The organism is Modestobacter italicus, assembly GCF_019799965.1.
Lineage (GTDB): Bacteria > Actinomycetota > Actinomycetes > Mycobacteriales > Geodermatophilaceae > Modestobacter > Modestobacter italicus_A.
The window spans coordinates 126,808-139,794 of record NZ_JABGCJ010000006.1 but is presented as its reverse complement, the minus strand read 5'-3'; the positions used below and the strand labels follow the sequence as shown (position 1 = coordinate 139,794).

The 12,987-nt window shown below is 70.2% G+C and carries 9 protein-coding genes; all 9 read left to right on the top strand.

Features of this window, described 5'->3' with window-relative positions; translation table 11 throughout:
• Positions 1-341: 341 nt before the first annotated feature.
• The 9 genes from HLA93_RS15745 to HLA93_RS15705 all read left to right on the top strand — a co-directional run bounded on the left by HLA93_RS15745 (position 342) and on the right by HLA93_RS15705 (position 12,972).
• A complete protein-coding gene (locus HLA93_RS15745; protein ID WP_222195365.1) occupies positions 342-1,172 on the top strand; it encodes a hypothetical protein in 831 nt (276 codons plus the stop codon).
• Positions 1,173-1,366: 194 nt separating this feature from the next.
• Positions 1,367-2,902, top strand: coding sequence for an SIR2 family NAD-dependent protein deacylase (locus tag HLA93_RS15740; protein WP_222195364.1), 1,536 nt, complete (start codon positions 1,367-1,369; stop codon positions 2,900-2,902).
• A 393-nt stretch (positions 2,903-3,295) separates the two neighbouring features.
• Entirely contained in the window at positions 3,296-3,547 is a 252-nt protein-coding gene (locus HLA93_RS15735) for a hypothetical protein (protein WP_222195363.1), read from the top strand.
• Positions 3,548-3,578: 31 nt separating this feature from the next.
• Complete coding sequence (locus tag HLA93_RS15730) at positions 3,579-4,601, top strand: hypothetical protein (protein ID WP_222195362.1); 1,023 nt, start codon at positions 3,579-3,581, stop codon at positions 4,599-4,601.
• A gap of 252 nt (positions 4,602-4,853) precedes the next feature.
• The gene (locus HLA93_RS15725) at positions 4,854-5,447 is read left to right on the top strand and encodes a hypothetical protein (RefSeq protein ID WP_222195361.1); all 594 of its coding nucleotides are present in this window, start codon (positions 4,854-4,856) and stop codon (positions 5,445-5,447) included.
• 58 nt (positions 5,448-5,505) lie between these two features.
• Entirely contained in the window at positions 5,506-7,272 is a 1,767-nt protein-coding gene (locus HLA93_RS15720) for a putative bifunctional diguanylate cyclase/phosphodiesterase (protein ID WP_222195360.1), read from the top strand.
• Positions 7,273-7,317: 45 nt separating this feature from the next.
• Positions 7,318-9,084: a putative bifunctional diguanylate cyclase/phosphodiesterase gene (locus HLA93_RS15715; protein WP_222195359.1), complete on the top strand. Its 1,767-nt coding sequence runs from the start codon at positions 7,318-7,320 to the stop codon at positions 9,082-9,084.
• 88 nt (positions 9,085-9,172) lie between these two features.
• On the top strand, positions 9,173-10,132 hold the full coding sequence (locus HLA93_RS15710) for a matrixin family metalloprotease (RefSeq protein ID WP_222195358.1): 960 nt from the start codon (positions 9,173-9,175) through the stop codon (positions 10,130-10,132).
• A gap of 110 nt (positions 10,133-10,242) precedes the next feature.
• Entirely contained in the window at positions 10,243-12,972 is a 2,730-nt protein-coding gene (locus HLA93_RS15705; RefSeq protein ID WP_246626807.1) for an MGH1-like glycoside hydrolase domain-containing protein, read from the top strand.
• The last annotated feature ends 15 nt before the right edge of the window (positions 12,973-12,987 follow it).

The following is a 12,987-nucleotide window of genomic DNA, read 5'->3' as shown; positions in this document are numbered from 1 at the left end:
AGGTGACCCCCTCGCCGATCCCGCACGAGGCCGAGGGCCTACGGATCGTGCGTGAGCTGCTCCCGCAGTCGGACTGGTCGCCGCTCGGGCACTACGCGCAACATGCTGTTCCTCGCCACGGATGATGACGCGTTGCTGAGGGCTGCTGGGCTGCTTCAGTTGTGGTCGGAGGGTTACGTCGAGCCGGCGGTGGCGCCGGAGTCGCCGCGGCATCTGCTGGGGCAGCAGCTGCTGGTGCTCGCACTTCAGAGATCACGAGTCGGGCGCGCACCGGCTGGAGCGAGAGCCTCTCCGGGCTGGAGTTCGCTCGCCCGGACGAGGTCGAGCGGATCACCGAGTGGATGATCGAGACCGGCCATCTCGACCAGGACTTCGGGATGTTGTTTGTGAGACCCGAGGCGGAACGTCGGTACGGGCACAAGCACTTCTTGGACTTGCTGTCGGCGTTCACCGCGGACCCCGAGTTCACCGTGCTGCACGGTCGCGCAGAGCTGGGCACTGTCGACCCGATCGTCATGACCCGCCGGGTCGAGGGGCCTCGTGTTCTGTCGCTGGGCGGCCGGCCGTGGAAGGTCACGTATATCGACTGGAAGCGCTACCGGGCCTTCGTCGAGCCGACAGACCTCGTAGGAGCCTCGAAGAGGTCGGGGAGGGGGCAGCCGTTGTCGTTCGCGTTGACCGATGCGACGCGCCGGGTGGTCCCCGGCGCGGACTTGGCGGGCGTCTCGTTGACGCGTCGAGCCACCGATCGGCTGTCGGCTGTGCGCGAGGAGGTGCTGCTGGCCGTTGCCGCTGACAGCAGCCTCGTGCTGCCGCACGACAGGGGGCAGGCACGTTGGTGGACGTGGGCAGGTGGCCGGGCCAACGCGACGCTGGCCGCGGCCCTAGTGGCGGTGGAAACCGGAGTAGTCGATCAGCTAGATCGCTACGACAACCGGTACATCAAGCTGCGCGGTGATGCGGCGGCCGGTGTGGTCCGTGACGCAGTCCGCGAGATTCGGAGGCGGGTCGGCGACGACTTGGACGGGGTGCAACCGCCCGTATCGGCTGAAGCAATGAAGCATTTGAAGTCTTCCGATCTGCTGCCGCCAGAACTCGCTGCAATGACCCTCGGCCAGCGAGGTGGAGATAGCATAGGCGCAAGTGCGCTGCTGGTACGTCCAACCGACTGAACGCCACTGGTTGACCCCAGTTGGTGCAGTCTCGGGCTGAGCTGGCCGGTCAGAGGTGGCGTGGCGAGAGCACGCCGGTCTTGGTCTTCGTGTAGGTATGGGGCGTGCCTAATCGTTCAATCATCGACTACTTGCCGCGACCCCTCTTGGATGACCTTGTCGCAGGTCGCTGGCTGCCTGTCGTAGGTGCGGGCTTGAGTCGAAACGCCGTCGTGCCGGGCACTGATGGTGGCCTGCCGGACTGGCGAGGCCTCGGCAAGCGGGTCGGGAAAGAACTGCCGCCGGAGTACAGAAGCGACTCGCCACTGGAAAGTCTTTCCTCGTACGAGCACGCCTATGGACGAAACAAGCTCGTTGAGCGAGTGATGCGTGCGCTTAGAGTTCGGGATGCACTGCCAGGCGCCATGCACGAGGCGTTCTGCCAGATTCCTTTCGACTCGGTGGTCACGACCAACGTCGAGCAGCTACTCGAATCTGCCTACAGATCTCGACACGGCGATGTCCTGGCGATAATAGAGGAGCAGCAGCTGCGGTTGGCCAACCCATACGAGGCGCCGACCTTGCTGAAGCTTCATGGGGATGTGCACCACCCTGGAAGCCTCGTTCTTACCGAGAGAGATTACGACGAGTTTTCTCTCCGGCGGCCAATGTTTGTCACCTGGCTCGCCAATCAGTTGATCTCAAAAACTGGCGTTCTGATTGGTTACAGCTTGGATGATGCAGACTTTCGCCAAATCATCGCAATGGTCCGCAGTAGGCTAGGAGAGGCGTCGCCGGACCTTTATGTTATCGAAGTCGGCGCGGACCCAGCTAAGATTGATCGGTACAGGCGTCGCGGCGTCAGGGTTGTCAACCTTCCCTGGGGACCATTGGGCTACGGCGTGCTCACGGAACTATTCGATGCGTTGTACGACTACTGGATCGCAAATTTTCCTTCGCGTCTGCAAGGAACGACGGCCCCGGTGCGGGCACTACTGAGAGCCGGAGTTCGCGTCGACGAAGCAGTTTTGTTCCTGTTGCCAGACGAAATGGTTAGCGTTTACGACGACTTCGTCTTCCCGAACATCGCGGATCGAGGATTGTTGCCGTTAACGAGGCAGGATGTAGCGCATCCGCCAGGGTTTCGAGTAGCTACCACTGAAGCACTCCTTCGAATCTCGTCTCAAGTTGTCATCCATACGAATCGAGTTGGCGACCCTGTCGTGCGACGGGCTATTGCGTCGGTTGGAAGGGAGAACGTATTCGTTGTCGGTAGGTCGACGGATGATGACGATGAGTACACCATGGCGCCACCGCCATCTGTGGATGGGTGGACGGAGGTGGCAGAGGTAATCGCCAACTGGGCAACCGGTGTAAGCGGTCAACTTAGCTTCTTCGACGAGGCTCCCTTGTCGGCGTCTAGGGCAAAAGACATCGACCTCAGAAGTTCTGCGCTGCTAGAGGTTATCGAAATGGAGCGAGCTTTGAGGTTGACGTTTCCGGAGGGGGGTATCGGAGATGGTCGCCCGGATGGGCGGCGGGGGTCGAGACACGCAGGGCTGCGGCAACTGCTTGAATTGTCCGCCGAGCGGATTCCAGTCGGGTTGCCTTCGGAAGATGTGCACTTTCTAGTGGAGACGCGCAACAAACTTGTGCACGGCTCCGGTGAGGTCTTGCCGGGTGACTTGCAGCGATGTGTCGACTTGGCCCGCGTTGTCACGCGCGCCGTACGGAGAGTGGGTGAGCTGTAGCGGTTCACCGGGGAGATGTCGCGGCCGCGGTCGGACTTCGAGGAGGCGGCTCGGACTGCAGGGCGGGTCCCTGTGGCGTCGGTTTCGGGCAAGACCAACGTCCTGGTCTGCGCCGATCCCGAGTCACAGTCGGGCAAGGCGCGCAAGGCCCGTGCGCTCGGGGTCCGGGTGATCGGTGAAGCCGTGTTCTTGGAGTCGCTGCCGTCGGTGTGAGCAGGCCGCGTCCCCATTCGGAGCCCACACTCCCGCCCTGTGCCTCGAGGAGTTCGGACCATGGACAGCGACGTCCAGTTGATCAGTGACGGCCTCGCTCTCATCGAGGAACCGGCAGCCGTCGAGCGGTTCCTCTCTGACGAGTGGTCGTAGCCCATCTCGCTCACGCGAAGCACCGTCGTGCTGACTGACCGACTCAACGGAAGGGTCCGAATACCCGTCGAGGACGTGGTCGCGCTCCTCAACCAGCTGCCCGAGGTCTCCCAGATCGAGGCCGCTGCCGACCGAGCCAACTCCATTGCAGCGGGCGTGGTGCGTTGCGTGTACGACGGCCGTCGGACCGTCGTCGTGGACGCCGATCCCAAGACCCAGATCAACTCGCTGGTCGACCTGGTCGAGCTCCATCTGGAGGCGCCGGGCGTCGTCGGGTGACACGCCGGTTGCACCGGATGAGGCGACGTTGTTGCTCGTCCAGGACAGGTGGGACACCGAGGCAGGAGGCGCTCTCCGGACGCTGGCAGCTCGGCTGCGCGCGCCGATCACGGTCTCCCTGCGACGGTTGACCGGCGAGGGTGATGTGCTGCCCATCAGTGCTCACGGCCTTGACGACCTGGGTGACCACCAGAAGTACCGGTACACCGAGTGGCTGCGTTACCTCATGGACCTGGGGGAGCAACCGCCTGCACTCGTCCAACGGCTCTTGGCGGGCGTTCCACGGGAGGCGTTCCGCGCATACCCCATGTTGACCCAGAAGAACTGGTGGTCACTGCGGCTCGAGGGCCTGGAGGTCGCCCAGATGGGGCCGCGTCACGGTCGGCTCGATGTCGGCCGGGACTATCAGGGACGACGGGGGCCCCGAACGTGCGGCCTGGCTGGACATCGCTCCCGAGGGACGAGTTCCGGTCGTCGACGACGACGCGTCCGTGGCTCGGGCAGCGGAGGTCATCAACTCCTTCGCGGACTCATGGGAGAAGGCGTCGACGGCGGGATCAAGCACAGCCAGCACGCGCTCGAATCACGGATTCTGCGGGGCGCTGTCCCGATCCACACATCCAGTGGGCGGCTGGACCTGCTGCGGGGTGATGACCAGCATCGGGTCAGCTGGGGGTCGCATTTCCCAACGCGCTGGGGACTCACGTCGTCGACCAGCCGGCGGTACCTCGATGCGCTGCTCCGCTCAGGCTCGACCCCGTGGACTCTCGAGATCAAGACTTCCGGGTCGGCCGGCGTGGCGTCCTACTACCGGCACGCGGTGACCCAGGCAGTGCTCTACCGCGAGTTCATCCAGCGCGCGACGCACCTTGCCCCGTGGTTCGAGCAGTTCGACCTCGACCAGACCGCCTGTCGCGCCGCTGTCGTCGTCCCCGAGCTCTCCGAACAGTCCCGCGTCTGGAAGGACCGCCTGGCGCGGATGCGTGCTGTCTTCGACGTCGAACTGGTCACGGTCCCCGAGCACTTCGCTCGCGCCAGGCAACTCGCTCCATAGCAGGGCAGCAGGCGGCCCGGCTGGCGGATGACCGGCTGGAGGCGGTGCACCGGAACTGCGCCGCCGCCCGGGCCGCCTGGGTGCAGGCCGAGGCGCCCGCCCACGTAGCCCAGCTTGACGAGGAGCTGGCCCAGCTCGGCTGAGAGCCGCACGGACGCCGCTGTGTCGCCCGGCTCCGGCGTCCCGCCGACGGCATCCTGGATCGGCTCGCTGCGACCGGCGCAGGCGGGCCAACCTGGCGAAGGGGTACAGGTGACGACTGCGGCGCCGTCGATGTTCGACGACGAGTTCGACGACGAGTTCGACGACGAGCTCGACGACGAGCTCGGTCACGCGCCGGACGCCGTCGTCCGCCCGGTCCCGCGACCGCAGCGGCGCTGGACCAGCCTCGCCGCCTGCGTCCTCGACGCCGTCTGGAGCGGAGGCGCCGACCACGACCGGGTCGTCGTCCCCCTGGCCCACCGGGTGCTCGAACCCGCAGCGACAGGACCGCTCATTACAGAGACAGCGCCGGGCGCGGACAGCCACCCGCTGCCGCGCCTTCTCGCCCGCTTCCCCGACGAGCAGGCGCTGGAGGAGGCGGCGCAGAACCGGCAGCGGACGTCGACCCGAGGTGGCGTGCCCAAGGCCGAGGCGGTGCTGCGTTACGCCCGCATCCTCGTCGCGCACGGGGTGCTCGGCGTGGAGGACCTCCCGCGGGTGCTCGCCGACCCGGCGGCGATGTCGCGGATCGACCGCGCGCTGCGCAGCGTTCCCGGCGAGGGACAGCACGGTGCCCGGCGGACCCGCTTCTGGGTGCTGTGTGGCGTCGAGGAGCGCACCACGTCACCCACGCGGGGTAGCTGAACCAGTCAGTCCGCCGGGGGCCATCAACCTCGTGCACGACCGGACCGACCAACACCGGGTGACCTGGTCGACGGCGCCCGCGGTGGCGACACCGCGGATGATGGCGCGCATCCTCGCGACGTTCTACGTCGCCGCCGGGATCGCCGGGCTGTTCGCCGTCTTCGGGCCGGACGCCGGCCAGCAGGGCCGCTGGGTCATCCTCACCGTCGCGCTGGTCGCGCTTGCCTGCGGCGCCGTCTCGTTCCGCTGGGCAGGGCACTGGCCGCGGCACGTGTTCCACTGGCCGGTCGCCTCGGCCGCCGTGCTCGTCGCCTTCGCGGTGACGGCCAGCCCCGACGCGGCCACCGCGATGGCCGCCGCCTCGATCATGGCGTTCATCGCCGTGGACGCCTGCTTCTTCTTCAGCCTGCCGCTGGCCTGGGCGCACATGGCGTTCGGACTCAGCCTGGTGACCGCCGCGCTGCTCGCCCAGGGCGACGTCCCGGCGTCCATCGCGCTGGCCCTCGACGCGGTCATCGTCGCGTTGGGCACCGTCGTCCGAGGGCTGGTGATCCGTGCCTCCAGCGCCAGCCGGGATCCGCTGACCGGGCTGGCCAACCGGCGCGGCTTTGACGACGCGCTGCACGAGCTGCGCACCGCCTCGGCCCGCACCGGCGAACCGCTGTCGGCCGCCCTGCTCGACCTCGACCACTTCAAGCAGATCAACGACACCGCCGGCCACGAGGCCGGTGACCGGGTGCTCTGCCGGATCGCCGACGTGTGGCGCCGTGAGCTGCCGAGCTCCGCCGTCCTCGCCCGGCACGGGGGCGACGAGTTCGCGCTGCTGCTGCCCGGGCTCGCCGGCCCCGACGCACTCGCCCTGGTGCGCCGCATCTCGGCCCAGCACCCGGAGATCGGCGTCTCCTGCGGGGTTGCCGAGCTCCGCCCGGGCCAGGGCGCCGCGGAGCTGATGCGCCGGGCCGACCGGGCGCTCTACGACGCGAAGGCCGCCGGCCGGGGCCGGTGCGAGCTGGAGGGCGGCACTGGCTCCCCGTTGGCCCGCGACCTGGCGGCCGCGCTCGCCGCCGGCGACATCGAGGTGCACTACCAGCCGATCGTCGACCTCTCGGACGGCGCCGTCGTCGGCGTGGAGGCGCTGGCCCGCTGGACCCACCCCGAGCGCGGCCCGGTGCCGCCCGAGGAGTTCGTCGCGGTGGCCGAGCAGAGCGGGTTGGTGCACGCCCTCGGGGCGCACGTGCTGCGCACCGCCTGCGCCGAGCTGGCCGACGTCCGGACCCCGGCCGGTCTGCCGGTCACCCTGGGCGTCAACGTCTCCGGGCGGGAGCTGAACGACCCCGGCTGCGCGCTGCGGGTGCGGCACGTGCTCGCCGACACCGGCTTCCCCGTCGGCCACCTGGTGCTCGAGGTGACCGAGACCCTGCTGGAGGGGGAGTCCCCGACCGCCGTCGCCACCCTGCACGCGCTGCGCGCCGCCGGCGTGAAGGTCTCCATCGACGACTTCGGCACCGGCTACTCCTCGCTCAACCGGCTGGACACCCTGCCGGCCGACGTCCTCAAGCTCGACCGCTCGTTCATCGCGACGGTGCACTCCTCCCCGCGCCGGGCGCAGATGCTGCAGACCCTGGTGGCCATGTGCCTGGGCCTCGGGCTCGACGTGGTCGCCGAGGGCGTGGAGACCGCCGAGCAGGAGGACGCCGTGCGCGCGATGGGCTGCACCTTCGCGCAGGGCTGGCGCTACGGCCGGCCGGTGCCGCTGCCCGAGCTGCTCGCCGGGCTCCGGGCCGGTCCGGAGGCAGCCGTCTCCCGCGCCGCCTACCGTGGCTGAGGCGGCTCCCCGCTCCGGAGCAGGCGACAGCGGAGGAGGCGGCTCGTGCGGCAGGTCCGGTCGGGAGCGCCCGAGGTCGCGACGCCGCGGATGACCGCGCGCGTCCTCGCCGTCTTCTACGCCTTCGGCGGGGTGGCCGGGCTGCTCGCCCTGCTCGGCGCGAGCCCGCACTCCGACCACAGCTGGGCGGTGGCGGGGATCGCGACCGGCGCGCTGCTCACCGCTGCCGTGCTCGGCCACTGGGGTCCGCGCTGGCCGCGCGCCGCGTTCCACCTGCCGGTCGGTGCCGCCACCGGTCTGATCGGAACCGCCGTCGCGCTGGCTCCCGACCCGCTCACCGCGCTGGCGATCGCGTCGATCGTGTGCTTCGTCGCGGTCGACGCGTTCTTCTTCTTCCGGCCCGGGCCGGCGGTGGTGCACCTCGGGACGGCGCTGGTCGGGGTCACCACGGTGCTCGTGCTGCGCGGCGACGTCCCGGTGCCCACCGCGCTGGCGCTGGTCGCCGTGGTCGTGGCGCTGGGCACGGTCGCCCGCGACCTGTCCCGGCGGGCGGCCAGCGCCAGCCGTGACCCCCTCACCGGGCTGGCCAACCGGCGCGGCTTCGACGACGCGCTGCAGGAGCTGCTCGCCGCCGCCGACCGCCGCAGCGAACCGCTGTCCGCGGCGCTGCTCGACCTCGACCACTTCAAGCAGATCAACGACACCGACGGGCACGAGGCCGGCGACCTGGTGCTCGTCCGGGCCGCAGAGACCTGGGGCGCCCGGCTGCCCACCGGCGCGGTGCTCGCCCGGCACGGTGGCGACGAGTTCGCGCTGCTCACCCCTGGCCTGACCGGCGACGCCACGCTTGCCCTGGTGGAGCGGCTCACCGGGCTGGACCTGGGCACCGGTGTCTCCTGCGGGGTCGCCCAGCACGTCCCCGGGGAGACCGGGGCGCAGCTGATGCGCCGCGCCGACGCCGCGCTCTACTCCGCCAAGGCCGCCGGCCGCGGGCGCAGCGCCCTGGACGGCGACCGCGACAGCCGGCTGGCCACCGAGCTCGCGGCCGCGATCGCCGCCGGGGGCCTCGACATCGCGTACCAGCCGGTGGTCGAACTCGGCGCCGACGGGGTGATCGGCGTCGAGGCGCTCGCCCGCTGGGAGCACCCCGAGCGGGGCGCCGTCCCGCCGGACGAGTTCGTCGCCCTCGCCGAGCAGCACGGCCTCATCCCCGCGCTCGGCGAGCAGGTGCTGCGCACCGCGCTCACTCAGCTCACCGCGCTCCGCGCCGCGACCGGGCGGCAGCTGCGGCTCGGCATCAACGTGTCGGTGCACGAGCTCGCCGACCCGAGCTACGTGCCGCGGGTGACCGCGCTGTTCGCCGAGTTCGGCTGGCCGGCCGACCACGTGATCGTCGAGGTCACCGAGACCCAGCTGGAGTCCGACGTCGCCGTCGTCCGGCAGAACCTGGAAGCGCTCATGGCGCTGGGTCCGGTCGTCGCCGCCGACGACTTCGGCACCGGGTACTCCTCGCTCAGTCGGATCGACGTGCTGCCCGTCCAGCACCTCAAGCTCGACACGTCGTTCACCGCGACGATCACCACGTCCCCGCGCCGCGAGCAGCTGCTGGCCAGCATCGTGGCGCTCGCCGACAACCTGGGCCTCGGGCTGGTCGCCGAGGGCGTGGAGACCGCCGAGCAGGACGCCGCACTGCGCCGGCTCGGCTGCCGGTACGGCCAGGGCTGGCTGTACGGCCGGCCGATGCCGGTCACCGAGCTGGCGGTGTGGCTCGACGCCCGGTCGGTGGACGGCGCCTTCTCCAACGTGCGCTGAGGGCCGAGCACCCTGCCCCGAAGGGGCGATGAGGGGTCCATCGAGAGCCACCCGTCCACTACGAAGGACAACGGAACGGGACCGGCCGATGGGGGGATCAGTGCGCCAGCAGCAGGACGGTCGGTCGCAAACACCTCGCGGCCTCCGCACGTCGCCGACCGGCCGGGTGCCGCAGTGGGTGCTCGACGAGGCGGTCGGGGGAAGGCAGCCGTCGGCGGCCTGGCGCGCCTGGACTCCAGCGGAGCCACCCGCTCTCCCGGCGCGGAAGCAGCGCCCGTGGGCGGGCATCGGGACAGCGGTGGTGGTGGTCGCTGTCCTCTCAGCGGCGTGGTTCCTCGGTCTGCTGCCCGGCGTCGCCACGACGGACGCCGACCGCACTGCGCCGAGTCCGGGCGTGGAGGCATCCGACGGCCGGCTCGGCACGCCCCTGACACCGCCAGCAGCCGGTGGGACCTTCGCCTTCGCCCAGCTCCAGGACGACGGCGTCACGCCGGTCGCCTATGACCCGTGCCGGCCGGTGCACTACGTCGTCCGGCCGGACAACGCCCCGTACGGCGGCGAACAGCTCATCACCGATGCCGTCGCCCAGATGTCCGCGGTCACGGGGCTGAGGTTCATCGTCGACGGCGCCACCGACGAGGCCCCGGACGAGCAGCGTCAACCCTTCCAGCCCGACCGGTACGGCGACCGCTGGGCGCCCGTGCTCGTCACCTGGGACACCGTCACCGAGCAGCCCGACTTCGCCGCCGACGTCGCGGGCCAGGCCGGCAGCCTCGCGGTCTCCGTCGGCGACGGCCCGGGTGTCTACGTCACCGGCGCCGTCGAGCTGGACGCTGCCCAGTTCACCGACATCCTCAGCCGGCCGGGTGGTCAGGCCGTCGCCCGCGCGATCGTGCTGCACGAGTTCGCGCACCTGGTGGGCCTGGACCACGTGGACGACCCGACGCAGCTCATGTACCCGACGACGTCCGACGTGCTGGACTTCGCGGCAGGCGACCTCGCCGGGCTGAGTCGGCTCGGAGCCGGCGCCTGCGAGCCGTCCCTCTGACGTCGAGCACCCGGGGCGGATGCGGCGGGCGGGGCGCCCGGTGGTGAGTCGTGTCTCGGACGGCCGCGTACGACACTTGCACGCAACCCGGCCGTGGCACTGTGGAGGTCGTGTCTGCCGCTGAACCCGGCGCCCCGCTCCAGCACGTGGACCCGGCGCCCGCTCCCCGAGACACCCCGACCCCGCGCAGCGCCGAGCACGCCCGGCTCGCCGAGTCCGCCGACATGTCCGCACCGTGGCGGATGTGGGGCCCGTACCTGGCGGGGCGGCAGTGGGGGACCGTCCGCGAGGACTACTCCGCCGACTCCGACGCCTGGGCGTCGTTCCCGTTCGACCACGCCGTCGCCCGCGCCTACCGCTGGGGCGAGGACGGCCTGGGCGGCATCTGCGACCGTTACGGCTTCCTCAACTTCTCCGTCGCCATGTGGAACGGCCACGACCCGGTGCTCAAGGAGCGGCTGTTCGGGTTGACCAACGCCGAGGGCAACCACGGCGAGGACGCCAAGGAGTACTGGTGGGCCGTCGACGGCACGCCCACGCACTCCTGGATGCAGTGGCTCTACCGCTATCCGCAGGCCGAGTTCCCCTACGGCGAGCTGCGCGCGGAGAACGCCCGTCGCAGCCGCGACGAGCGGGAGTACGAGCTCGCCGACACCGGCGTCCTCGACGGCGACCGGTTCTTCGACGTCCAGGTCACCTACGCCAAGGACGCCCCGGACGACGTCTGCATCGTGGTGACCGCCACCAACCACGGGCCCGAGGCCGCGCCGCTGCACCTGCTGCCGCAGGTCTGGTTCCGCAACACCTGGTCGTGGGGCGGCGACAAGCGACAGGGCGTGCTCACCCAGCTGCTCGCCCCGACGCTGGCCGTCAACGGCCTGGAGGCGATCGAGGCCGAGCACGGCTACCTCGGCCGCTACGTCCTGGCCGCGGAGGGCGCCCCCGAGGTGCTCTTCTGCGACAACGAGACCAACGCCGTCGCCCTCTTCGGCGCCGAGCGCAACGCCAGCCGGTACCCCAAGGACGGGATCAACCGCCGCGTCGCCCACGGCGACACCTCGGCGGTCAACCCCGCCGACACCGGTACCAAGGCCGCGTTCTGGTACCGCTGGGACTCCGTCGCGCCGGGGGAGACCGTCACCGTCAAGCTGCGGCTGAGCCAGGCGGCTCCGGACGACGAGACGTTCGGTGCGGAGTTCGACGCCGTCCTGGCCGCTCGCAGGGCCGACGCCGACGAGTTCTACGCCGACGTCATCCACCCGAGCCTGCCCGCCGACGACCGGCACGTCGCCCGCCGCGCCTACGCCGGCCTGCTGTGGACCAAGCAGCTCTACCGCTACGACGTCGCCCAGTGGCTGGACGGCAGCCCCGACGAGCCGGCCCCCGAGGAGCGCAAGAAGCGCGGCGGGCGCAACACCGCCTGGCGGCACCTGGCGCTGGCCGACGTCATATCCATGCCCGACGAGTGGGAGTACCCGTGGTTCGCCGCGTGGGACACCGCCTTCCACTGCCTGCCGCTGGCGCACGTCGACCCGGCGTTCGCCAAGGAGCAGTTGCTGCTCATGTGCCGCGAGTGGGCGATGCACCCCAACGGCCAGCTGCCGGCCTACGAGTGGGCGTTCGGTGACGTCAACCCGCCGGTGCACGCCTGGGCCGCCTGGCACGTCTACCGGCTCGACGGAGGCCGCGACCGCGAGTTCCTGATCCGGGTGTTCACCAAGCTGCTGCTGAACTTCAGCTGGTGGGTCAACCGCAAGGACGCCGACGGCTCGAACGTCTTCGAGGGCGGCTTCCTCGGGATGGACAACATCGCGCTGTTCGACCGGTCCGCGCCGCTGCCGCCCGGCTACCGGCTGGAGCAGTCCGATGCAACCAGCTGGATGGCGTTCTACTGCCAGCAGATGCTGAAGATCGCCCTCGAGCTGTCCCGCCACGACCAGGCCTGGGACGGCGTCGCGACCAAGTTCTTCGAGCACTTCCTGGCGATCTCGCAGGCGATGAACGCCTTCGGCTCGCAGGAGGTGAAGCTCTGGCACGAGGACGACGGCTTCTTCTACGACGTGCTGGTCGCCCCGGACGGGACGTCGGAGCCGCTGCGGGTGCGCTCGATGGTCGGGCTGCTGCCGATCCTGGCGGCCACCGAGATCCCGCAGTGGGTGAGCCAATTGCCGGACGTCGCCGCGCGGGTGCGGTGGCTGCAGAAGCGCCGTCCGGAGCTGATGGGCCCGCTGCGGAGCCGGTCGACGCCCGAGGGTCGGAAGATGATCCTGTCGCTGGTCAGCAAGGAGCGGCTGCAGCGCATCCTGCAGCGGATGTTCGACAGCGAGGAGTTCCTGTCGCCGTTCGGCATCCGCTCGCTGTCAAAGTCGACCGGGCAGGTGTTCGCCAACGTGGGCGGGCGGGACGTCTCCATCGAGTACGAGCCGGGGGAGTCGCGCACCAAGCTGTTCGGCGGCAACTCCAACTGGCGCGGGCCGGTGTGGTTCCCGGTGAACGTTCTGTTGGCCGACAAGCTGCGCACGCTGGGCCGGCACTACGGCGACTCGTTCACCATCGAGATCCCGACCGGTTCGGGCAACCACCGCACCCTGGTCGAGGCCGCCGACCTGATCGACAGCTCGCTGACCGGGCTGTTCCGCCCGGTCGACGGCAAGCGGCCGGCCGACGGCAAGCGGATCGAGTCCAGCGACTCACCGCTGTGGAGGGAGCACCCGAGCTTCAGCGAGTTCTTCGACGGCGACACCGGCGAGGGGCTGGGCGCGACACACCAGACGGGCTGGACGGCGCTGGTTGCCCACCTGCTCAACCCCCGCCTCCCCGCCGACCCCCGCTGGTCGTGACTTCCGAGGGGCCAA